The sequence below is a fragment of the Hyphomonas sp. UBA4505 genome (genome assembly GCF_002388685.1).
Classification (GTDB): domain Bacteria; phylum Pseudomonadota; class Alphaproteobacteria; order Caulobacterales; family Hyphomonadaceae; genus Hyphomonas.
Map to the genome: position 1 here is coordinate 321845 of NZ_DGMZ01000011.1, position 23189 is coordinate 345033.

Genomic DNA, 23189 nt, shown 5'->3' on the forward strand with positions numbered 1-23189 from the left:
GCTTTAGAGCAGGAAGTGAAGGAAGGGCGCCGCAATAGCAAGGCCCAGTATGATCTCCATCGGAATCCAGATCGGGATCAGACCGGGCTCCCGGTTCTTGGCTCGGTCGAAGACCAGGGACATCAGGCGACCGGTGCCAGCGCCAACCCACCCTGCAGCGAGCGGCAGGACAACGAGCGTCGTCAGGATGTCTTCGGAACCCGTCGACAGATTCACAACCAGAATGGCCGTCATCAGATGTGCGAACAGGAACAGGCCGCCATAAGTGGCGCGAAATTCCGAATAGCCACCGGGGCGGAGCGGGTCCGGATCCTCGACGAGGCGGACAATGCGGCTGGCCCAAGCCGGGGAAAACATGGCGGACAGGCCGAGAACGGCCCCAAACAGAAGGGTGACGACTGAAATGATTTCACCGATATTCATGAGGCGCGTGCTCCGGGGTTGTCGGCTCAATCTAGAACGATTTTGCGGAATGCACAGGGTCTGAATGCTGTCAGGATGCCTTGCTGAACAAATTGATCGTCTTGGCGATATCCTGCTCCGGGCGGCCAAGCAGATAGCCCTGGCCCCTGCGAACGCCCAACAGTTTCAGTGTATTCAGCTCTGCCTCGGTCTCGATACCTTCGGCAATGATGTGAGCCGAGGTTTCTCGCGTATAAAACAGCAATGCGCCGATCAGTGCGCGACGGGCCAAGTCTGAATCCACATTCCGGGTCAGGCTCATGTCGACCTTCACATAGTCCGGATTGAGCTGGACAATGTGGCGCAGCGAGGAGTGACCGGCGCCAGCATCATCCACGGCGAGCCGCAGGCCTGCATGGCGTAATGGGCGCAGCACCTTGGTGAAGCTCTCATAGTCGTCGATGACGGCGTGCTCGGTAATTTCCAGCAGGATGCGGTCGAGCGGCAAATTCAGGAAGGTGCTCGCGAATTGATCGCTGATCACTGTGGAAGGTGAGGCATTGACGGAAATGTATTGGTCGGGCGCGATCTCGCGGATCTTTTCCACCGCCTGCCGGATTGAAGCCAGTTCCAGTTCCACGGACAAGCCGACGGCAGCCGCCTCGTCAAACCAGACATCCGGTGACCGATAAGGTTCAGCCGAGAAGCGACAGAGGGCTTCATACCCGCTGGGGTGCATCCGGCCGAGGTCAACAATTGGCTGGTAGGCAATGGCGAACGCGCTTGTATTCAGGGTCTCGAGGATACGCTCGCGCTTCTCCTCCAGGATGCGGCGTTCCTCGTAATCCTTGTCGATCTGTTGTGCGGCCAGGTTTGCGAACAAGCGCATGGTTTCCAGATCGCGATCGTTGAGACTCGTGTTCGCTTCCGGGCTGAGGCAACAGAACATGCCGTATGGCGTGCCGTCCACAAGCCGGATTGGAATGCTCATATGCGCCCCAATCGGAATTTCGCGCGTGATCGGCATGGCCAGGGCGAGGGGGTTTTTGGAGGTATCCGGAATAAGTTCGGGTAGGCGACCTTCCAGTATGTGAAGGCAATAAACATCCGTCAGGTCTCTACTGTCTCCCGGCTTGATCAGGTTTTCGAGGCCCGGTGCGTCTACATATCTAAACACGGACTCACCATCTACGAATTCCGAAATATAGGCGATCGGCATTCCTAGGTGCTGGCGAATGGCTGTCAATGCAGAGTTGATTGCCTGCCGGGATGTTTCCTCACGTCCGTCTGGAATCGTTGAAGGAAGTGAGAATCCGGTCATTCGTTCAAGCCCCTGAGACTCGCAATGGTTTACTGGCAAAGAAAACCAGTTTCAGCGGCAACCGTATCCCAGTGTCCCTTAAACTCCGTTCCACACTTCATTGAAGCCCAACACTCTTTCTTCGGACTTTCGTAAGAATTTTCGAAGGCGATTTGCCAGATCGAAAATCTATCCATCGCGACAAATTCGGCCCTTTTCGATGCGCGTGGTGCGGGTGTAGGCGTACTTGTATGGGTAACGGGGTGGCATGGCATGGCCGGGCACGAATGAAGCCGAAGATTCTGACAACGATCCAGACCTATTCGGGACCGCTCTTTGTGGCGGACCTGTTTGCAGGTGTGACAGTGGCGCTCGTCGCCATCCCGCTAAGCCTGGCGATTGCCATTGCGTCAGGAGCCGACCCGGCGGCGGGTCTTGTCACGGCAATCATCGCGGGGTTCCTGATTTCATTCCTGGGCGGCAGCCGGGTTCAGATCGGCGGGCCGACGGGCGCATTCATCGTCGTCGTGTTCGGCGTAATCGTTGCGCACGGTTATGACGGACTCGTTCTGGCGACGTTCATGGCAGGGATCATTCTGATTGTCGCCGGACTGATGAGGGCAGGCAACCTGATCAGTTTCGTTCCGGAAGCGGTCGTGAACGGTTTCACCATCGGTATCGCCATTATCATTGCGGCGAGTCAGCTGAATGATTTGTTCGGCCTGACAACTTCCGGCCTGCCGGCGGAATTCTTCAGCAAACTGGAAGTGCTCTGGGCGGCGCGCGGGACGGTAAATTGGGCATCCGTGGGAATCGGGGCTGTGACAATGGTTTTGATTGTCGGGTTGAGGCGGGTTGCACCGAAATTCCCGGGCCTGATCGTGGCCGTGGGGCTGACATCAGCGGTCGTGTATTTGTTTCACCTGCCAGTCGATACAATTGGCAGCCGGTTCGGGGCATTGCCGAGCCAGTTGCCGATGCCGAAACTGCCCGAGCTCAGTCTGGACCGTGTGACGGAACTCCTGCCATCAGCTTTTGTGATTGCCTTCCTGGCGGGTGTGGAATCCCTTCTGTCCGCTATGGTGGCGGACCGGATGACGGGCGGGCAGTACCGACGCAATGCCGAAGTGATGGCACAGGGGGCAGCGAACATGGGATCTGCATTGTTCGGTGGCCTGCCTGCGACGGGCGCGATTGCGCGCACGGCGACGAATGTGCGGGCGGGCGGAAAGACGCCTGTCGCTGGTATCGTTCACGCGTTCACAATCCTGATGGCCGTTTTGTTTGCGGCGCCCCTGGCGGGTTATCTGGCGATGCCCGCACTGGCGGGACTGTTGATGTTGACGGCATGGAACATGAGTGAGCCGCACAAATGGCGAGCTTATATGTCGGACGAGAAAGCGAATGTCGCTCTGTTGCTGATCACGCTTGTGCTGACCGTGGTGGCTGATCTGACAATCGCGATCGGCGTAGGTGTTTCTCTGGGACTCGCGATCCGTCTGCGGCGTCGGCATGTGGGGCCTGCTGATTGGAGCGAACCGGAGCGCTAGCTCGGATCAGGTGATGCCGGCGGCCTTCCAGGCCTCCTTGGGCCAGCGGCGATGCTGCCAGAACCATTGGCCCGGATTTGCGCGGACCTGTTCTTCAATGAAATCCGTAATACGCTGGACGCTGCGCTGGATGTCTGCGGTCTCGTCCCCGGTCGTTTCCGGCATGAAGGGGTCATGGAAGGTGATCCGGAACCGGGCTGGGCCTGTGCGCACGGTCGAGACGGGCACGATCGGCACACCGTATTTCATGGCAAGCCGTGTCGGCCCCGGCGCGGTCATGGCGTCATGCCCGAAGAAGGGGACGGCGACGCCCTCATTGAATTTCTGGTCGTTCATCAGCGCGATGGTTTGGCCCTTGGCCAGAGCACGCATCAATTCGCGGGTGCCGACGCCCTTGGGTGCGTTGATCTGGGTGCCATAGGCCGCGCGGAGATCCGAGATGCGTCGATCAATATGGGGGTTGTTCAAGGCGCGATAGGTCATCACCGCGTCCGGCAGGCGCTGGGTGATCGTGGCGGGCATGATTTCCCAATTGGCAAAGTGGCCGGAAATGAAGACCGCACCCTTGTCGCTGGCCTTCAGGCGATCCAGCACGTCAAGACCGACAATGTCTACTCTTCCAGACGTGTACGGATCGATGGATGGCAGGTGCGGCAGCTCGCCTGCGACGCGGCCGGCACTCTCCCATGCATCGAGTGCGGTCTGCTCGATCTGTACATCTGTCCAATCCGGAAAAGCGAGCCGGAGATTGCGCTTCACTGTCTTGTGCTGGGAAAGGCGCGGGCCGATCTTCTTCATCAGCCAGCCACCAAAATTGGAGGCACGATCTGGGCCGAGCAGCTTCATCGGCCCCCAATAGAGTAGATCCCAGCCAATGGTTTCCAGCCGCCACTGAACGCGCTGCCAAAACGTCGCTCGATTGTCGATATCTTTTGGGCGAATATATTTCGGGGCGGTCTGGGTCATGAATCATCTGGATAGAGGAGCGGGTTGAGCAGCGCGTCAAGTTGGCGGATGTCATCAAACTCTGCGGTGACCGGGAATTGCAGGATGCCGCCACGATCATCAGGATGGATGCGGACATAGTCCTTGCTGGTCGTGATCAGGCGCGCGCCGCGGGATTTTGCGAGCTTGTGGAGGAAGCCGAGTTCCTTCGGGGAATAGTCGTGATGATCCGGATAGCCGACCGCTTCGCTGATATCGCCGCCATGATCTTTCAGGCTCTCAAAGAATTTCTGCGGACGTCCGATGCCCGCGAATGCCACCAGCGGGCCAGACGGCGCTGGCCCCGACGGGACAATTCTGGCGCGCAGCACGGGCAGGCCGCTCTGCTGCACGTGTTGAGGGACATCGCCATCCCCCATCAGGATCACCGCATCGGCGCGGGCGAGTCCATCCTCAACAGGTTCCCGTAATGGGCCTTTGGGCAGGACGTAGCCATTGCCGAAAGGGGCAGCCGCATCAATCACGACGAACGACAGGTCCTTCACGATGCCGGGATTCTGATGGCCGTCATCCATGATGGCGACCTTGGTGCCATAAAAGGCCATCAGTTGGACCCCGGCGAACCTGTCCTTGCCGATCCAGCTTTCGCCGGTCTGGGACAGCAGAAGAGGCTCATCGCCGCACATGTCTGCGGTGTGCCAGGTTGGATAGATCTTCTGTGGACTGATTTCGGAGCCACCATAGCCGCGTGACAGGCTGGACGCGTGAATGCCTTTCAGCTCGATATGATGGCGGATAGCCTGCACGATGGGCGTCTTGCCGACGCCGCCGGTCGTCAGGTTGCCGACGCAAATGACGGGGATTGATGTGCGCGCCGGGGTGGCCTTGGCCAGCTTGCGGCGGATGCCCCATGTATAAAGAGCGGCAAGAGGGCTGAGCAGAGCGCGAGTCAGGGGCGCAGCTTCCCGAGATTTCGGATCGAGCCCGGCCGACCAGAAGTACGGCGCCTTCATTGTAGCAGGCCTGGTTCGGGAAGAAGCGGCAACAGGGCTTTCAAAGTCACCGTCATGGGCGCATCAGCCGCTTCATTCAGGGCGGCGAGCGCTTCGGCAGCTGGCGGTTCCATTGTCAGCAGTGCCTTGCCTATGGCCTTGGGCGTCTTCAGCCGCCGGATTAGACCGCGCTTTTCCAGATCATCCATCATTGTGGCGAAGTTGAACACATCGGGACCCGTCACGACAGGGCGACCGAGGCGAACAGGTTCCAGCGGATTGTGTCCGCCGACGCCTTCCGTGTGCCCGCCGCCAAGAAAGACGGCATCTGCCAGGCGATACCAGAGGCCCATTTCTCCCATAGTATCAGCGAGCAGGATTCGGGTACGGGGTGTGGGCGTCTCGCCGCGGGACCGGCGCGCCAGCGGCAGGCCGCGAGTCTTGAGCAGGCTTTCGATGGCGTCGCCGCGGTCCGGATGGCGCGGGGCAATGATCAGCGCGGTGTCGTCATTGCCTTTGAGGGCATCGAGGAAAATCGCTTCCTCGCCGTCATGCGTCGATGCGGCCAGGATACAACGCCGGTCGCCAAGGAAGTTCTCGCGCAGGCGACGGATCTCCACGTCACTGGCCGAAGGCGGCGGGAGGGCAGACTTCATGTTGCCGGTGGACTGGACTGGCTGATCGAGCAGGGTTTCCAAACGTCGGGCCGTGTCGGTGTCGGCGGCAAGGACGACATCAAACCGACCGACCAGACGTTGGAAGGCTCGGCTGAGCTTCTGCCAGCCTTCGGCAGACGAATCCGTCATGCGTCCGTTCACTAGTGCGCGTTTCGCGCCGGACTTTTCCGCTTCGAGGATCAGGTTGGGCCAGAATTCGCCTTCGCCAAAAATGCAAAGATCAGGTTGCCAGTGCTGGATGAAGCGGCGCGCAATCGCCGGTGTATCGAGTGGTGCCATGAGATGGATGGCACGGTCGGGCAGGGCGGGGCCGAGCAGGCGCGCCGATGTCTGGGTCTGGCTGGTGAAGAGGAGCAGCAGGTCCGGGCGCTTTTCGAGCAGTCGCTGGCCCAGTTCGAGCAGGAGTTGGCTCTCACCGACACTGGCACCGTGTAGCCAGACGAGCGTGCCGCCCGGCATGCGGCGGGGCATGTTGCGCGCGAGCCGCTCATTGATGCGGCCATAGTCTTCCTTGCCGGCGCGGGCACGACGTTTCATTAAGCCGCCCAGAAAAGGCGAGGCGGCCTGCGTCAGGGTCCGGTAAAGATGGATCGCGGCTGTCATGTCTTGTCTGAATCCGATTGCGTCTCAGCAGGATAGCCCGCCAGCATGTCGGCTCTCCGGGTCGCCTCATCAAGCCGTTTCTGCAATTCGGCCTGAATCTGCTGAGGATCGCTGTCGCGTGATACGAGGATTGGTTCGCCATATACAATGGCACCTCGTGCGAACGGATAGGGAATAATCAGGCGGTCCCAGGTCGACAGGCGCGAGGCCGGTTTTACCGAGAGCGCGTAGGGCAGTATTGGCACGCCCGCGCGCTGGGCAATCATGACCGCACCGGGGCTGACGATTTCCGCCGGACCGCGGGGGCCATCGGGCGTGATACAGACCACAGTACCCGATTTGAGCAAACGGACTGCTTCGGCAATCGCGCGGATGCCACCCTTGTCCTTCTTTGCCTTTTTCTTGTTCCCGGCTGAGCCCCGAATGGGGTGAAGCCCAAGATGGGCGATCGCGCGGGTGACGGCCTCCCCATCGGGGGACAATGAAACCAACATCGCGCCGTTCTGTATCTGTCCGGGCCAATGCTTCATGTTGCGGATCCAGCCACTGGGCAGGAGGAGGATACGAGAATGCCAGCCCGTAAGGACGACGCCGTTATAGTTGGTCCACAAGCTGCGCGCTGACTCTTCCCCTTCGACCTTCCACCGGACGGAACGCGCAATGAGGGACATCCAGCCCCAAATCAGAACGCCGAGTATGGAGGTCATAACCTTGGATCGGAACAGGGATTTCATCGCACCGCCTTATACTGCGCTTCGGCGCGCTCACCATGAATTAGATGCGCGGGATAAGTGAATGACAGGTTGAAGCAGGGCGCAACGGGGCGAATGGTGGGCGATAGTGGGTTCGAACCACTGACCCCTGCCGTGTGAAGGCAGTGCTCTACCACTGAGCTAATCACCCAATTCAGCGAAGCAGATGGCGTAATCTGCGCCTGAGTCGAGGTCAAGTCCGGATGTCTGCTGGCGCTGAGTCGCGTAAAATGACTGATTATAGCTATGCAGAAACACATTCCTCGCATGCATTACAATCGTTTGCGCATGCACCCTTGGGGGGACGACTTCTCGCGCTAAGGGTAGAAATGCCTCGCTGTACCATGATCTGGTTACAAGGATTTGGTAGTTCTTTAGATTTTTTCTGATTGCGAGCAGATTTTTGTTTGCGATAACATGAATATGAATAGGCGTTCATTATGAACGGATGTTCATCGGAGAACCTTACACTAGTTTCATTCGAAATTAGCCTTGAGAAAACCACAAAAAATGGTCATGTTCCGGTCACACAAGACAGCCCGACGAACGGACTGCATAAACATGTAAGAAGGACAGGCGGGGGCCTAAGGCCCTAATAACAGTACAGCCTGGAGAGAGAGAAAAATGAAAGACTGGTGTGACGAAGACGGCGCAAAGCGCCTTCGTGAGAAAATTAGTGCCTATTGGGCAGAGCGTGGCTATGAAGTTGATGTCGACCTGATCGATGCTGGCTTTGTTCCTGCCATGCGGTCTGCACGCACTGATGTACGCAGCAACATGGTGAACGGCATGCCGCGTCGCCGTATTGCAAATGAAACGGGCTCTGCCCGTCCTAGCTACCGTCCACGCGAACAGCGTGAACTTTCGGCTTAGCTGACAAATCCATCCACAACTGAGACCAACCTGGAATAGTGCTCCAGCACGATGTCAGGTTCAAGCTGTTGTGGTGATTCCTCTTCGTACCCGAATGGGACGAAAATGAAGGGCAGTCCGGCATTCCGGGCTGCCCTTTCATCTGTGCGGGAGTCTCCGATCATCAAAGCGCGTTCGGGCGAACCGCCGGCGGCCTCGATCGTGCGCAGGATATGGTCTCCATCCGGTTTCCGGTTGGGTACGCTGTCTGCTCCCACAATCGCGGCGAAGTAACGGGTAAGGTCCAGTTCCGCCAGCAACTGGTCGGTAAGGGCCTGTTTCTTGTTCGTGCAGACAGCCAGCGTTGCGCCACCGGCGGACAGGGTGGTCATCGCTTCAACTACGCCATCAAAGGCATGCGAGTGGTCTGCGATGTTTGCGGCGTAATAGTCCAGAAACTGCTCAAGAAAGACATCCAGGTCCGAATCGGACGGCGTGATGCCGTGCGCCAGCAGGCCTTTTACGATCATCGCGCGGGCACCGTGACCGATCATCGTGGCGATTGTGTCCAAAGTGACCGGCGTGAGATCGGCATTGGTCAGCACATGGTTCAGCGCTTCCAGCAGATCGGGCGCCGTGTTCACAAGCGTACCATCCAGGTCGAAGACTATTGTCCATCCGTCGAAGGGTTTTGACATATGCGCCGCAATTCCTTTTCGGTCTCGCCTTGAATCGGCCTTTGGTCTAGGCGAAAGGACTAGGGAAAGCGAGAGGGCAGAACCTGTGGAAAAACCGGCCAGAGAACGTGCAGCGGTCATTCTTGCGGCTGGTAAGGGCACGCGGATGAAGTCCGATCTGCCCAAGGTGATGCACAAGGTGGCTGGCAGGCCGATGATCGACTGGTCAATAGCGCTTGCCAGAGACGTCGGATGCGACCGGATCGTTGTTGTTGCACACCCATCGCAAACGATTCTGATCGATCATGTTGGCGCGTTGCTGGGAGCCGACTCTCTTGCCTATCAGGATCCGCCTATGGGAACTGGTCATGCTGTGCGGTGCGCCGAGGAAGCGCTTGCGGGTTTCGAAGGCGACCTTGTTGTCCTGTATGGCGACAGCCCGCTCGTGCCGGCCTCTGCGATCGGGAGCCTGTTCGACAGTCTGAGCGACGGCGCGGCGATTGGGGTGCTGGGCTTTGATGCGGCCGAGCCCGGTCTGTATGGCCGCCTCATCACCTCCGGTCATGGAGACCTCGAAGCAATCGTCGAAGCGCGTGAGGCGACCCCCGAGCAATTGGATGTAACGCTCTGCAATTCCGGCGTCATGGCAGGCGATGCGGTCACCATGTTCAGCCTTTTGCAGAAGGTGACGAACGACAATGCCAAGGGCGAATACTATCTGACTGATCTTGTCGCATTGGCGCGGGCCGAGGACATGACCTGCAAGGCCGTGCGCTGCGATGAGGACGATCTGATCGGGTGTGATTCCAAGGCCGACCTTGCCGAGGCGGAATCCATTTTCCAAAATCGCCGCCGCATGCAAGCCATGGCGGATGGGGTATCTCTGATTGCGCCGGAAACGGTCTGGTTTTCCCACGATACTTTGCTTGAGGCCGATGTGACCGTGGAGCCGAATGTTGTGTTCGGACCCGGTGTCATCGTGCAGTCTGGTGCGGTGATCCGGGCCTTCAGCCATCTGGAAGGTGCGCAGGTTGGGCCGGGTTGTTTCGTCGGTCCATATGCCCGGCTTCGCCCCGGTACGGTTCTGGAGAAGGACGCCTTCATCGGAAACTTCGTTGAGGTGAAGAGTACAACGATGGGAGAAGGGGCCAAGGCGAGTCATCTTTCCTATCTGGGTGATGGGCAAGTTGGTGCGGATGTGAATATCGGCGCGGGCACGATCTTCTGCAATTATGATGGCTTCCTGAAGTATCAGGTCCGCATTGAAGATGGCGCGTTTATCGGTTCCAACAGTGCGCTCGTGGCACCGGTCAGGATTGGGCGCGGAGCGGTCGTTGGCTCTGGCAGTGTCGTTACGGACGACGTTTCTGCCGATGCCCTGGCATTGGGGCGCGCCCGTCAGACGGAAATCAAGGATTGGGCGATTGAATTCCGGAGCCGGAAGGCATCGGAAAAGGCAGACAAGCAAAAGGGCTGAAGGCTGATGGCGAACGAGCACGAGAAAGAGAATGCCGCGATGGCGGCGATGGAATATGTCGAGGACGGCATGACCATCGGCCTCGGCACCGGTTCGACGGCGAAGTATTTTGTCGAGATGTTGGCTGAGGAAGTGGCTGACGGACTTGTGGTCCGGTGTATCGAGACAAGCGAACAGACACGCCGTCTTGCCAGCAGCCTTGGTGTTCCGCTGATCCCCTTCGAACAGGTCGAGCGCATTCATTTGACTGTAGACGGCGCGGATGAGGTCGATCCGCAGGGGCAATTGATCAAGGGCGGCGGCGCCGCTTTGCTGCGCGAGAAGATTATCGCCAATGCCAGCGATCACATGGTGGTGATCGCGGACCCGTCAAAACAGGTCGAACGGCTCGGGAAGTTTCCTCTGCCGGTGGAAGTTACGCCGTTCGGATACACAATCACTGCGAAGCTTGTTTACGACGTGTTGGCGGCTTCCGGTATTGACCGCCCACGCGTGCAGCTGCGGTCGCTGACCAATGGTGAACTCGTGGTCACTGATGGCGGCAACCATATCCTGGACTGTCATTGCGAGCGCATCCCAGACGCTGAGGCGTTGGCGGCGCGATTGTCCAATGTGCCGGGCGTTGTGGAGCATGGCCTGTTCATTGGTCTCGCGCGGACTGTCATCATCGGCAATGAGAATGGCGCTACGGTGTTTGAATTCTCCTGATCCCGCCTCATATGGGTGGTCGAAACCTGTAAAGATTCAAGGACCCTCCCATGACCGACGCGACACATGACTTTGACTTATTCGTAATCGGCGGAGGGTCGGGCGGTGTCCGTGCGGCGCGTCTGGCAGCATTGTCTGGTGCCAAGGTTGGACTGGCGGAAGAGTATCGCATGGGCGGCACATGCGTGATCCGCGGGTGCGTACCGAAGAAGTTCATGGTTTACGCCAGCAAGTACGGCAAAGACATCAAGAAAGCGGCTGGCTATGGCTGGTCTACGGGGGAGGTCAGCTACGATCATTCGGCGTTCGCAACGGCAATGCATGCTGAAGTCGACCGTTTATCCGGCATCTATTTCCGTAATCTGAAAAATGCTGGCGTCGAGATTTTCGAAGATCGGGCCGAGTTCGTGGACAAGAATACGCTACGCCTGAAGAACAGCGGAAAGACCGTGACGGCAAAGAAAATTCTGGTGGCCGTTGGCGGGCGTCCGTGGCGACCCTCTCCGGAAGAGCTGCCGGGTGTTGAGCATACAATTACCTCTGACGAGATTTTCCATCTGGAAGAACTTCCGAAGCATCTCGTTATCGCAGGGGGCGGATACATTGCGGTAGAGTTCGCACACGTGTTTGCCGGTCTCGGCGTGCCGACCTGCCTGGTCTATCGCGGCGAGGAAGTGCTGCGCGGTTTTGATGCCGATGTACGCACCGAAGTGCATGAGGGTCTGAAGGAAGCTGGCGTGCAGGTCATCACCGGGACGGTGTTTGAGAAAATCGAGAAGCGGGACGGGGCGGATCTGCCCTTGCACCTGACCATGACCAATGGCCATACGCTCGACTGCGACGTTATCATGATGGGCGTTGGGCGCCGTCCGAACACGGAAGGCCTAGGTTGTGAAAATGCCGGCGTCGAATTAAATGAGAAGGGTGCCATTCCGGTCAATGAGTGGTCGAAGACAAATGTCGATACGGTATGGGCTGTTGGTGATGTGACCGACCGTGTCGCGTTGACGCCTGTGGCCATTCGCGAGGGCCACGCGTTTGCGGAGACGGAATTCTACGACAAGCCTTGGCATTTTGATCACAGTGACATTCCGACGGCCGTATTCACTCAGCCAGAAGTCGGCACGGTTGGAATGACCGAGGCCGATGCTCGAAAAGAGTTCGGCGAAATCGATATCTACAAGACCAGGTTCAAGCCGATGAAGAATGCGCTGAACGGTGACCAAACACGCATCCTGATGAAGCTGGTTGTGCGCGCATCCGACGAAAAAGTCCTGGGTGTTCATATTGTTGGCGATGATGCCGCTGAAATGATCCAAATGGTTGGTATCGCCGTGAAGATGGGCGCCACAAAGCCGGACTTCGACCGGACCTGCGCGCTGCACCCCTCCTCCGCCGAGGAGTTGGTAACCATGCGCCAGAAATGGATACCGGACGTGCAGGCGACCTAGCCGACGCTCCGGTCAGTGCTCCGGCGCCTAATTCTCCACGGGGAGATAGGCGTTGGAGGCGGCATTGAAGGCATGGACATTGTCGGAATCACAGACGAGCAGCGATAGTCCGTTCTGTCGGGCATTCACGATACCGAGGCGCTTGCAGGCGGTATCAACCGGGATGGGTGCAGGTTCTTTCGCGAGCGTCACCTTGCAATCGCTGAGCCTGCCCCAGCGGGACCAAAATCCGCAGGTCAAAGTATCGGCTGTGCCATCATCGTCCATGTCGAATGAGATCGACTGGGTAGCCGCGGCGTCATCAGTGTCCAAGCCGAACATGCTGGACCGAAGCTCGACGAGCGCGGTGACCTCGCGCTTGAACGTCTTGAGGACAAGCTCCGGCGTGTCAGCCTTCAGGGCGTACAGGTGAACATCCTGTTTGAAATCGTCCGTGTTCATGCCTTCATTGGAAGAAATGAACTTGGCAACCCAGCGCCCTTCATGGAGTTCTGCGGTCGGTGGATCCCAAGCATAGATGTCCTTAATCTTGCTGACGAGGAAGTGGCCGCTGCCCGTGTCGGCGACGAAGAAGTATTCAGCCGGACAGCAATTGCCGCCGCCATGCACGGACACGATGGCGTCCAGCGTGCCGTCCGCATTGAAATCCTTGAGTAATTCCACCGTTGGGGCGCCGTAGCCAAATTCGTGAATTGTGTACTCTAGGCCATTGACGGTTGCCTTCAGGACGACATTCTCCTGCAGGAAAGAGAATTCGTCTTCCTTCTCAAACCAGTATTCCGCCTTGCGCGTCGGCTCTTCAGGCTGAGCGGGCGCGGCGGGGCCGGCCGTGCAGCCCGCAAAGCAAAGCCCACGTGGCAGTTTTCCCGGCGCCATGAAAGGGCGGCTGGAAGATTTGCGCTTGTCGGAAACTTCAGCGAGTGCCTGATAGAACGCAACGACTGCGTCCTGTCCGGGGCGGCGAATTTCCTCTGCCAGCGTATCGGCGAACAGGCCGTCATCCGGCGTGGTCTCTCCTGCTGCTGTGGCGAAGGCAACCAGCATTCCGGGACGTTGCGATACGCGCGTCATGCCTTTGTCGGCAATGGATTTCGAAAAGGCGAATTTCAGCTCGTTGCGGCAGGCATCGGACACGACGAAGACCGCTTTTGCCCTGGAGGCCTGAAGGCTGGCGAGGACTTCTTCGAGTTCGACCCCCTTGCGGAATATGTGGCTTGCCGCGGTGATGGTTTCCTTGGCGGGGATCAGGTAGTTGCGCGCTTCGCGATCATCGTAGGCGGCCGCGCCGTGCCCGGAATAGTAGAAGAACGCGATCACTTCATGGCCAGCATCGGCTTCTTCTCCGATGCTGGCCTCGAACTTGTCGAACGCATCTTCCATCCCGTCTTCGTCAAGATCAAACCGGGGCAGGGTCTCGAACCCAACCGCGGCCAGCGCTTCTTCCATTGTGCGCACATCCTTGTGCGTGTTGGTCAGAGCGCCGACTTCTGCCGGGTAGTCCTGGTTTCCGATCAGCAGGGCAATGCGTTTTTCGTCAGCCCGCGCATGGCTCACAAGTAAAAGGCAAACGAGCAAGGCCGAGAACGATCTGAGCATCGACATTGTGCGTGTCCCCTATATCCACCAGAGCTGATACTAGGGGCACACGTCCGGAGTGTCATCCGCCATCAAGCTTCAACGAGCGATTTCAGTTCCAACGCGACGGTTTTGAGGCTCTCCCGGATGGGTTTCAGCCCGCCGCCGCGACCGGCATGGATGACCAATTGTTTCCAGGCGGGCTCGCCTTCACGCGGCGCCTTGACCTGCAAATGACCAGAGCGGGGCAGTGCTGAGCGTAGCAAGGACCCCGCCAGGTCAAAGCCTGCTTTGGAATTGTATGCGCCGTTGCGAGCATCAGCTTCAAAGGTGGATTGCTCCGACCGGCCAACCGCATTGAACAGCACAGACAGGTCCGGGCGGTGTTCGGGGGCAATCTGTTCCCGGATGACCTGGTTCAGAAGGCGCACACCGCGCAGGGAGTAGATGTCGGCATGCATGGGGGCGAGCACGCGGTCGGCTGCCTCCAATGCGCATCGCGTCAGGAAGGTGGCGTTGGGATTGGTATCGAACACGATCAGATCATAATCGCTGCGATAGCGCTCAATGGACTGAAGGAAGTGTTCCTTGATCAGTGCGAGTGAGGCCGGGTCTGATGCGAAGGCGTACTTTGATATTTCGAACTGGCCGGAGATCAGGTCGAGCCGCCCGCCCGGACTGCCTTCGCCCATCAATTCATGGATGAGTTTTTCTTTCGGAACAGGCGCGAACGGGTCGGTGGAGAGGGTGAGCCAGGATTCTGCCGGACTGGTCGCATCCCGCGCATGCAGGCGCGACTTCTCGAACAGGGAGATGACCGACTTGTCTGCGGCAGCGCTGGCATCTGCGACATCCATTTCAAAAAAGGTCTGAGTGAGATTGTATTGCGGATCGAGATCAACCAGCAGGATGCGCCCACCAAGCGCGCCTTGCCATGCGCCGAAGACCTGGCTGGATATCGTCGTCTTGCCGACGCCGCCCTTCAAGTTCATCACCGCCAGCACGGGGCATTTGCTCTTGTAGGCTTGCCGCGTCTCGTTCACGAGTTGCTTGATGCCGTCTGGCGTTGTCGATGACAGGCGAAGGTGCGGCAGGACTTCATGCTTGAAGAAGCCATTCAGGCGGGCTTTGTCGATCTGATACGGGATCAGTTTGAGGCCGCGTGCCTTGGCGCGTTCGACATCCTGGCGCACGGCCTTGGACCGGACGGAGGATGCCGACACGAGAACAATCATGGCAAACGCGTCGTCAATCGACTGGTTTGCCATGTCGCGGGAAGCCCCATCGTTCGGCACATACCAGTCAGGAATGGCCGCCGTGCGGAGGGCTTCGTGCAGCTCCAGAAGCGCATCGAAATCCTTGGCGGAGTGGCTGATATAGACGTGCGACATGACTAGATTTGAGGTTCTCCGAGCGACAAAAGGCCTATGCAATTACTAAAAGGCCAAATCATGATTCCTCCACCAATCTGCTGTGAAATTATAGTGAAACTTGAGCGTGTGCCTGCCATGTGATTAATGCGGCTCATAATTGGAGTAACCGAGATGACCTGGACCCCCTCAGATTGGCGCCAACTGCCAGCAAAGCACATTCCGGAAGACTATCCGGATTCTGCCGCGCTTGCTGCAGTCGAGGAGAAGCTGAAAGGCTTTCCGCCGCTGGTCTTTGCTGGCGAGGCTCGTCGATTGAAGCAGCGCCTTGGCGAAGTGGCGGCCGGAGAGGCATTTCTACTGCAGGGCGGCGATTGCGCCGAGAGCTTCAAGGAGTTCCATCCCGACAATATTCGCGACACTTTCCGCGTGATCCTGCAGATGGCGGTCGTGCTGACCTTTGCGGCATCGAAGCCCGTGGTCAAAGTTGGCCGAATTGCTGGCCAGTTCGGCAAGCCGCGGTCGTCGCCCATCGAGACGATTGATGGGGTGACGCTGCCTTCTTATCGCGGTGACAATATCAATGGCATGGACTTCACGACCGAGAGCCGCATTCCAGATCCCGAGCGTCTGACTCAAGCCTACTCCCAGTCAGCGGCCACGCTGAACCTGCTGCGCGCCTTCAGCCAGGGCGGCTATGCGAACCTCGCCAACGTCCACCGCTGGATGCTCGGCTTTGTTGACCGTAGCCCGCAGGGCGAGCGGTATGAGCAATTGGCGGACCAGATTTCGAAGTCACTGGACTTCATGAAAGCTTGTGGTGTGACGCCCGATAGCGTTCCGCAAATGTCTCAGGTCGAATTCTATACCAGTCATGAAGCACTATTGCTCGGCTACGAAGAAGCGATGACACGCATCGATTCCACATCCGGCGAATGGTACGATACGTCAGCTCACATGCTGTGGATTGGCCATCGTACGCGCCAGATAGACCACGCTCATGTCAATTTCTGCAAGGGCGTGCGGAATCCGATCGGCATCAAATGCGGACCCGGACTGGAAACGGACGAGTTGCTGCGCCTGATCGAGACGCTGAACCCGAATGACGAGCCGGGCCGGATCACTCTGATCTCTCGTTTCGGATCGGACGGTGTGGCGCAAGGCCTGCCGCCACTGGCGCGCGCCGTGAAGAAAAGTGGCCGGACCGTGGTCTGGTCATGTGATCCGATGCACGGAAACACGCTGAAGACCGATAGTGGCTTCAAGACGCGTCCCGTGGATCGCATCCTGTCGGAAGTGCGCCAGTTCGTGGACGTGCTGTCGTCGGAAGGCTGCTATCCGGGTGGCGTACATTTTGAAATGACTGGCCAGGACGTGACCGAATGCATCGGCGGTGCTCAGGCGATTTCAGAAGAAGATCTGTCGTCTCGATACCACACTCATTGCGATCCTCGCCTGAATGGCGAACAGGCCCTTGAACTGGCTTTCATGATCGCAGAGAAGCTGCAGTCCGTCGGGGCCTCCGGCACCGCCGAGCTCAAAGCGGGATAGAAAGACAGTTCCATGCGCACGCACCGCCTGGGCTGGCCTGCCTGGGCGCGGCCAGCCGACATTGCAGACCTGTTGCGGCTATCGGTACCGATAGCCTTCACGCGCATGTCGCAAATGCTGATGGCTGTGACGGATGCCGTTGTGCTTGGGCAATATGCGCCCGGTGAGCTGCCATATATTCTGAACTCGTGGCTGCCGATGGGCGTTTCGCTCGGGTTGGGACTCGGCATTCTGTTGGGTGTGCAGGTGCTGACCTCTGAACTGCTCGGTATTGGACGTGAGAAGGAAAGCGGACGCATCTTCCGGCGCGGCCTGTGGACCAGCGTCTGGCTTGGCATCCTATTGATGGCGGTCGTCTATTTTTCGGCCAGCGCGCTGTTCACATGGCTCTTTGTCGATATTGCTCCCCCGACCGAGGTTGCGGCATCGGTCGACCCTCATACGGTCGCTGAATCCGTGGCGGGCGTAACCCGCATCCTGTCCTACGGGATGGTAGGCTTCATGATCTCCACGGTTTGCGGCTACTATCTGGAAGCGCTGCGCCGACCCTTGCTGGTCTCGGCCGTGATGTATTTCGGTGTATTACTCAACGTTATCATTGACCTCGCATTGGTCGGCGGATTTTGGGGGTTCGAGCCCATGGGGGCCGCAGGTGTGGCGTGGGCGACCACAGGCTCTCGCCTATTGATCACGATCTTGTTGCTCGTTGCCGTGATCTTGCTGACTCCCGCCTTCAGAAAGTCACCAACCAGTCCCGAAAACGAGGCCAAACGGCAGCTGTCGGTCGGCACGGGCACCGCCATCAGCAATGTTGCCGAGTGGGGTGGGTTTAACCTGACCTATGTGATCGCGACATGGATCAGCCTCGCTGCCAACTCTGTCTATGGCTATGCAATTCAGATCATGGGGCTTTGCTTCATGTTCTATCTGGGCATTGCGACCGCCACCAGCGTCCGCGTGGCGGAGGCCTATGGCCGACGAAACCTGACGGAGATGCGGGATGCAGGGCGTCTTGGCGTGGCAGCCACACTTGTGATGGGAGTGGCGCTTGGTGTGGTGCTGATCGTTTTCAACAATTCGTTGGCCGGCTTCCTCGTGAAGGATGATGCCGTGATCAACGGTGTTCATCTCGCATCCGGCATCGCTGCCCTGCTCGTGATGGTGTCATTTGTAACGGTTTTTGACGGGCTGCAGGCGACAGCCTCATTCGCGCTCAGGGCGCAGGAGATCGTCTGGTCGCCAAGCCTTATTCATATCGGCTCGTTCTTCCTGGTGATGCTGCCAGCCTGCTACTGGCTCGGCATTGTCGAAGGCCGGGGTGCACGCGGCATGATGGAGGGGGTGTTTGTCGGTGTGTTTACGGCCGGGATACTGCAAACCATGTTGCTGGAATGGAAAACGGCGCGCCAGCCGAGCCGACGCGCCGCTTGAATTCCATGGTCAGGACCTATCAGTCCTGAGGAACCCTAGAGGTCTTTCAGAGCCGAAGCCGGCTTGAAAGCAGCCGATGTCTTTTCCGGGATCTTGATTTCTTCGCCGGTGGCTGGGTTGCGGCCCGTGCGAGCATTCCGGGTTTTGGCCGAGAATGTGCCGAAGCCTGCGATCGCCACTTGCTGACGGTCTTTCACGGCACCAGCAATTGCGTCGAAAACAGCGTCTACAGCCTTGCCGGCGTCGCTTTGCGACAGACCGGATTCACCTGCGACAGCTTTTGTAAGTTCGCCCTTATTCATAGGGGTTCTCCTCTAATGTTAAACGGCGATCCCCCGCCGTTGCAGCGACATACCCACGATTCGTAAGGCGTGAATATGACGAAAGCCCAATAAAGACGGGCTATGCGCCGAGAATCCAGCCCTCTTCTGACTGAATTTGCGATATTTTTCCCTCGTCAAGAGAACTATTTGTGGAAATTCGCCCATTCAACCGGCCTTTTTCGTCCATTTCCGAATAGTAATGGGCGATCTGGCGGACTTGTGCAGCATCTGGCGTTTCCCCCTTTTCCGGCTTTGAGGGAATGAGTGACGGGTAGACTTCGGCAATAACGACCTGAATGCCTTCAAGCGTCTCCTCGGTCATCTCGCCATCCTCGAATTCGAATGGCCAGATGCGTGAGGAGGGTAGTGACTGCCTGAGCGCGTGCACATGGGGAATTCCGGTCAGCGACTGGCTGCCCACGCTACCCGTATAAGCCAACTGCCAGACCGATTTCGGCTGTCCACGCTTTGAGTCTCTCAGATGGGTTTCCACGATACGGTACTCAGGTAGGACCTGACCGCTGAATTCCGGCTTCTTGTCGGAGAGTGTCGAGACGACATCGCGTGCGGGAGCCCCCCAGAAAGGAAAAGGTCCTTTCGAGATCGCATAATTCATGCCTGCCGCAATCGCGTAGCGCGGATTGGAATTGTCGGCCTTGTCCTTCATCTTGGATGCCAGGTGCGCATGCATGGCCTGCCAAGGTGCCTTGGTCGATGTGTCGAGGCCCAATGCGGCCGCGGTGCCTGCCGGATAACCTAGCGAGAAGTCAAAGCCGATCAGGACGCGGTCTCCGCGCCCTGTCAGCTTGGCGATGATGCCATCAAGGAAAGTCCGCGCCTTGAGGCGCGTATCAATATTGACGGACTGGTACTGCAGCTTGAGCCGGGCATCTTTTGCAAGAATCCCGATCCAGATGGAGTTCTTGCCCGTCACAGGTTTGGACGCGGCACTCCAGTCCACCATGATATAGGCATCAAACAGACGCGACATAACTACCCCAGCTTGACCAGCATCTTGCCGGTATTGGCGCCTTCAAACAGGCCGATGAATGCTTCGGGTGCCTTTTCGATACCCTCTTTGACGGTCTCTTCGTATTTCATCTGACCAGACGGAATCCACTTTGCCATGTCCTGGAAAAAGTCGGGCTGCATATCGGCATGCGTAGATACAATGAAACCTTGGATCTTCAACTGTTTGCCGACGATCTGAATAACATTGTGCGGGCCGGTTGGTTGGCCGGTCTCATTGTATTGCGCAATCATGCCGCATTCGGCGAAACGCGCCATTGGCCGGGCAACTTCGATAGCAGCGGTCAGGTGATCGCCGCCGACATTGTCGAAATAGACATCAATGCCTTTGGGAGCTGCTTCGCGCAGCGCTTTGACAAGTCCGTCGAAGCCGCCAGCGGCCTTGTAGTCGATGACATGATCCGCGCCGAGCGATTTGACGACGTCGCATTTCTCTTTGCCGCCCGCCGAACCAATCACAGTGCAGCCTTTGATCTTGGCAATCTGGACCACTGTTGAGCCGACCGCACCGGCTGCACCGGACACGAAGACCGTGTCGCCTTCTTTCAGTTCGGCCACCCGTAGCAGACCTGCATAGGCCGTCAGGCCCGGCATGCCTGCGACGCCAAGAAACGCGCTTTCCGGCAGGCCGACTTCGGGAAGCTTCTGAGCCATGGCCATTTCGGGCTTGCCAACCCACGCCGTGCGCCAGCCTGCCATGGAGGAGACGAGATCGCCTTCCTTGTAGTCTGGGTGGTTGGAAACCGTCACGCGGCCCACAGCGCCACCTTGCATGGTTTCACCGATCTGGAACGGCGGAACATAGCTTTCGCGGTCCTGCATGCGGCCGCGCATATAAGGGTCGACCGACATCCACTCATTCTTGACCTGGATTTCGCCAGCGCCGGGTGGGGCGATGTCGATGGTTTTCATCTGGAAATCTGACAATTTCGGCATGCCAACCGGGCGGGCGGCAAGGGACCATTCGGTGGATGTGAGTGCAGTCATGATGTTTCCTTCCTCTATTTTGTAGAGGCGTAAGTGGACCGGCATACCGGACGTGTGAAGGGGGGCGACGGAAAGATTCTGTAATTCTCTGTGTGAGCGAGGCCTGAGCCCAAGACTTGCAGCACTTGGCGATGCAGTGTCTTTAAGGTGGGAAGAGGGCTAATCTGTTATGACCACACTAAAAGTCGGCGTCGCGGGCGCCGGAGTTTTTGGAAACTATCACGCCCAGAAGGCCGCTGCGTCTGCCCGAACCGAGCTTGTCGGTGTTTACGACATCGATCTTGAGCGCGCGACGCGGATCGCCAGCCAGTTCGGCGCCAAGGGTTTCGACAATTACGAGGCATTTCTGGATGCGTGTGATGCAATCGTCATTGCGGTTCCGGCTATCTGGCATGAAAAGCTGGCGCGGCAGGCCATTGAGGCGCACTGCCATGTGCTCGTCGAGAAACCGCTGGCGCTGACCGGCAAGGCTGCGCGTGATCTCGCTGATGAGGCCGCGGCCCGCGGCCGTATCCTGCAGGTGGGGCATCAGGAGCGGTTTGTCGCGCGGGCAATGGGCGTGCTGGCGATCGAAGAGACACCCCTGCTGATCGAATCCCTCCGCGCCGGACCGCCGGCGCCAGACAATCGTGCAGGCGATGTCTCGGTCATCTGGGATCTCATGATCCACGATCTGGACCTTGCCGCGATGATGATGGGGAATGAGTTCACCGGCGTCATGGCGAGTGGCAAGCGGGTTCATTCTGATCATATCGACGAAGCAAACGCCCAGTTCACCTATGCGAGCGGTGGCGTGGCGCGTCTGATGGCCAGCCGGGCAGCGGAAGCGCGCCAGCGTTCCATGCACGTTGTCTATCCGTCGGGCGAGATCTCCATCGACTTCCTGACACGGCAACTGGTCAATACGACGCCATATGATGTGAGGGTAGAGATCGCTGCGGATCTGCCGGACCCTCTGGGAGCCGCTGATGAGGGTTTCTACGCAGCCTGCCTCGGTTTGGGGCGCAGCCCTGTTCCCGCGCATGGTACGGTCGGCGCTGTTGCCATGGCAGAAGCCGCTGAAAAGTCGGTACTGGCCAAACTCGACGGCTAACCGACGGCGCTATCGGTTCTGTTTGGGATCGTGCTTTGGCGCTGGGGCAAGACGCATCACTTCGGTTTGGAAGCGTTCATCATCGCCGTCGGCGAGGAAAGGCAGCGCGTCGGAAATCGCCCTGACCAGCGGATCGAACCAGTCATGGTCGGCTCTTGAGAAATCGGACAATACGTAAGGCATGACCCGCGACTTGTCGCCGGGGTGGCCGACACCAATTCGCACGCGGCGCACGTTCTCGCCGAGGTGGGCAATCATCGAGCGAACGCCATTATTGCCGGAATGACCGCCACCCTGTTTCAGGCGGACGCGGCCAGGCGCAAGGTCGATCTCGTCATGCAGGACAACGATATCTTCCGGAGAGAGCTTGTAGAACTGAGCCACTTTGGAGAGCGCACGCCCGGTCTCATTGTAGAAAGTCTGCGGCTTCACCAGCAGGGTCTTGATGCGGCCGGGGCCGATAAAGCCCTCCGCAATCTCGCTTTCGAATTTGGAGCGCCAGGGTTGGAATCCATGGGCGGCATGGATCTCGTCCAAGACAAGAAAACCGGCATTGTGCCGGTTCTTCGCATATTTTTCGCCTGGATTACCCTGACCGGAAAGAATGAGCACGGCTTGGCCTCCCTCTTCCGAATTAGCAGGGTTTGGCTGTGTGCCCAGCCCCAAAAGGCTGGACACACGAGACCATAATGTACCGATCAGTCTTCCGACTCTGCGTCAGCTTCGGCTGCTGGCTCTTCGCCTTCGGCCTCTTCACCTTCTTCCGTCGTGGTTTCGGTGGTTGCCGTACGGCCAGCGATCGTGGCGATCGTGAAGTCGCGGTCGGTGATGGTTGGCTCTGCATCGCCCGGCAACTTGATGTCGGAGATTTTCACATTGTCGCCGACTTCCAACTCGGAAACGTCTGCTTCCAGGGATTCCGGAATGTTGCCGGCTGGAACCAGAAGTTCGACCGTGTGACGCACCACGTTGAGCGTGCCGCCCTTCTTGAGGCCAGGGGAAACTTCTTCGCCGATGAAGTGAACCTGGACTTCGACCTTGATCTTCTGATCGCGGCTGACGCGGAACAGATCGACGTGCATGGGCTGATCGGAGACCGGGTGCATCTGGATCGCCTGTGGGATCACCATCTGCTTCTCGCCCTTGTGAACGAGTGTTGCAGTCGACGACAGGAAGTGACCGGTTTCGATGGCCTTGAGCACTTCGTTGCGCTTCAGGGAGATCGCGACGGGGTCTTCACCACCACCATAAAGAACGCCGGGCACGAGGCCTTCACGACGTGCTGCGCGGGATCCGCCGGTGCCTACGCGCTCACGCAGTTCGACATTGAAACTAATCTTGGATTTCGACATGGGGTTTCCTTTCGCCCTCGACTCCGCCTCTCCATCTTGGGATGAGGTAAGAAGCTGACACGAACGGCCTTGCGCCGCCGTTTCTGAAGGCG

General features: G+C 58.4%; 22 protein-coding genes and 1 tRNA gene. 8 read left to right on the plus strand and 15 right to left on the minus strand.

Translation table 11 applies throughout. The features are described 5' to 3' along the window. Positions 1–3: 3 nt before the first annotated feature. On the minus strand, positions 4–423 hold the full coding sequence (locus B3527_RS08770) for a hypothetical protein (protein ID WP_290478913.1): 420 nt from the start codon (positions 421–423) through the stop codon (positions 4–6). Between the two features lie 70 nt (positions 424–493). Continuing rightward, complete coding sequence (locus B3527_RS08775) at positions 494–1723, minus strand: sensor domain-containing phosphodiesterase (protein WP_290478912.1); 1230 nt, start codon at positions 1721–1723, stop codon at positions 494–496. Positions 1724–1989: 266 nt separating this feature from the next. Between B3527_RS08775 and B3527_RS08780 the strand changes: the two genes are divergently transcribed. Then, positions 1990–3252, plus strand: coding sequence for a SulP family inorganic anion transporter (locus B3527_RS08780; RefSeq protein WP_290478911.1), 1263 nt, complete (start codon positions 1990–1992; stop codon positions 3250–3252). 6 nt (positions 3253–3258) lie between these two features. On the opposite strand, the gene B3527_RS08785 is transcribed toward B3527_RS08780, so the two are convergent. The 5 genes from B3527_RS08785 to B3527_RS08805 form a co-directional block, all read right to left on the minus strand. Next, the gene (locus tag B3527_RS08785; protein WP_290478910.1) at positions 3259–4218 is read right to left on the minus strand and encodes a lysophospholipid acyltransferase family protein; all 960 of its coding nucleotides are present in this window, start codon (positions 4216–4218) and stop codon (positions 3259–3261) included. Continuing rightward, positions 4215–5210, minus strand: coding sequence for a tetraacyldisaccharide 4'-kinase (lpxK, locus tag B3527_RS08790; RefSeq protein WP_290478909.1), 996 nt, complete (start codon positions 5208–5210; stop codon positions 4215–4217). The genes B3527_RS08785 and lpxK overlap by 4 nt, the downstream gene beginning before the upstream one ends. Next, a complete protein-coding gene (locus tag B3527_RS08795) occupies positions 5207–6469 on the minus strand; it encodes a 3-deoxy-D-manno-octulosonic acid transferase (RefSeq protein WP_290480595.1) in 1263 nt (420 codons plus the stop codon). The genes lpxK and B3527_RS08795 overlap by 4 nt, the downstream gene beginning before the upstream one ends. Continuing rightward, a complete protein-coding gene (locus B3527_RS08800) occupies positions 6466–7203 on the minus strand; it encodes a lysophospholipid acyltransferase family protein (protein WP_051607698.1) in 738 nt (245 codons plus the stop codon). The genes B3527_RS08795 and B3527_RS08800 overlap by 4 nt, the downstream gene beginning before the upstream one ends. Positions 7204–7297: 94 nt before the next feature. Beyond that, a tRNA-Val gene (locus tag B3527_RS08805) sits at positions 7298–7372 on the minus strand. A 473-nt stretch (positions 7373–7845) separates the two neighbouring features. On the opposite strand from B3527_RS08805, the gene B3527_RS08810 reads away from it, so the two are divergent. Beyond that, the gene (locus B3527_RS08810; RefSeq protein ID WP_034813781.1) at positions 7846–8094 is read left to right on the plus strand and encodes a hypothetical protein; all 249 of its coding nucleotides are present in this window, start codon (positions 7846–7848) and stop codon (positions 8092–8094) included. Here B3527_RS08810 and B3527_RS08815 read toward each other — a convergent pair. After that, positions 8091–8771: an HAD family hydrolase gene (locus tag B3527_RS08815; RefSeq protein ID WP_290478907.1), complete on the minus strand. Its 681-nt coding sequence runs from the start codon at positions 8769–8771 to the stop codon at positions 8091–8093. The two genes, B3527_RS08810 and B3527_RS08815, sit on opposite strands and share 4 nt — an antisense overlap. Positions 8772–8856: 85 nt before the next feature. Here B3527_RS08815 and glmU point away from each other — a divergent pair, with 85 nt between their 5' ends. From glmU to gor, 3 genes are read left to right on the plus strand one after another with little or no spacing between them, the layout of a single operon-like run. Beyond that, the gene (glmU, locus tag B3527_RS08820; RefSeq protein ID WP_290478906.1) at positions 8857–10227 is read left to right on the plus strand and encodes a bifunctional UDP-N-acetylglucosamine diphosphorylase/glucosamine-1-phosphate N-acetyltransferase GlmU; all 1371 of its coding nucleotides are present in this window, start codon (positions 8857–8859) and stop codon (positions 10225–10227) included. A 6-nt stretch (positions 10228–10233) separates the two neighbouring features. After that, positions 10234–10935, plus strand: coding sequence for a ribose-5-phosphate isomerase RpiA (gene rpiA / locus B3527_RS08825; RefSeq protein ID WP_034813773.1), 702 nt, complete (start codon positions 10234–10236; stop codon positions 10933–10935). A 50-nt stretch (positions 10936–10985) separates the two neighbouring features. Further along, complete coding sequence (gene gor / locus B3527_RS08830) at positions 10986–12386, plus strand: glutathione-disulfide reductase (protein WP_290478905.1); 1401 nt, start codon at positions 10986–10988, stop codon at positions 12384–12386. A gap of 27 nt (positions 12387–12413) precedes the next feature. Here gor and B3527_RS08835 read toward each other — a convergent pair whose 3' ends face one another. Continuing rightward, complete coding sequence (locus B3527_RS08835) at positions 12414–13988, minus strand: caspase family protein (protein WP_290478904.1); 1575 nt, start codon at positions 13986–13988, stop codon at positions 12414–12416. A 65-nt stretch (positions 13989–14053) separates the two neighbouring features. Beyond that, positions 14054–15352: an AAA family ATPase gene (locus B3527_RS08840; protein WP_290478903.1), complete on the minus strand. Its 1299-nt coding sequence runs from the start codon at positions 15350–15352 to the stop codon at positions 14054–14056. Positions 15353–15505: 153 nt separating this feature from the next. On the opposite strand from B3527_RS08840, the gene B3527_RS08845 reads away from it, so the two are divergent. Both B3527_RS08845 and B3527_RS08850 read left to right on the plus strand, forming a co-directional pair. Next, on the plus strand, positions 15506–16882 hold the full coding sequence (locus B3527_RS08845) for a class II 3-deoxy-7-phosphoheptulonate synthase (protein WP_206992761.1): 1377 nt from the start codon (positions 15506–15508) through the stop codon (positions 16880–16882). A 12-nt stretch (positions 16883–16894) separates the two neighbouring features. After that, entirely contained in the window at positions 16895–18313 is a 1419-nt protein-coding gene (locus B3527_RS08850; RefSeq protein ID WP_290478902.1) for an MATE family efflux transporter, read from the plus strand. A 35-nt stretch (positions 18314–18348) separates the two neighbouring features. Here B3527_RS08850 and B3527_RS08855 read toward each other — a convergent pair whose 3' ends face one another. The 3 genes from B3527_RS08855 to B3527_RS08865 all read right to left on the minus strand — a co-directional run bounded on the left by B3527_RS08855 (position 18349) and on the right by B3527_RS08865 (position 20652). Then, complete coding sequence (locus B3527_RS08855) at positions 18349–18615, minus strand: HU family DNA-binding protein (RefSeq protein ID WP_034813765.1); 267 nt, start codon at positions 18613–18615, stop codon at positions 18349–18351. Positions 18616–18715: 100 nt separating this feature from the next. Next, positions 18716–19627, minus strand: coding sequence for a hypothetical protein (locus B3527_RS08860; protein WP_290478901.1), 912 nt, complete (start codon positions 19625–19627; stop codon positions 18716–18718). 2 nt (positions 19628–19629) lie between these two features. Beyond that, positions 19630–20652 (minus strand): NADP-dependent oxidoreductase, encoded by a 1023-nt coding sequence (locus tag B3527_RS08865; protein WP_290478900.1) that lies wholly within the window; start codon positions 20650–20652, stop codon positions 19630–19632. A gap of 169 nt (positions 20653–20821) precedes the next feature. Here B3527_RS08865 and B3527_RS08870 point away from each other — a divergent pair, with 169 nt between their 5' ends. Further along, positions 20822–21745, plus strand: coding sequence for a Gfo/Idh/MocA family protein (locus tag B3527_RS08870; protein WP_290478899.1), 924 nt, complete (start codon positions 20822–20824; stop codon positions 21743–21745). 9 nt (positions 21746–21754) lie between these two features. On the opposite strand, the gene pth is transcribed toward B3527_RS08870, so the two are convergent. Together pth and B3527_RS08880 are read right to left on the minus strand one after the other, a co-directional pair. After that, on the minus strand, positions 21755–22357 hold the full coding sequence (pth, locus tag B3527_RS08875) for an aminoacyl-tRNA hydrolase (protein ID WP_290478898.1): 603 nt from the start codon (positions 22355–22357) through the stop codon (positions 21755–21757). 86 nt (positions 22358–22443) lie between these two features. Further along, entirely contained in the window at positions 22444–23097 is a 654-nt protein-coding gene (locus tag B3527_RS08880; protein WP_206992767.1) for a 50S ribosomal protein L25/general stress protein Ctc, read from the minus strand. Positions 23098–23189 lie beyond the last annotated feature (92 nt).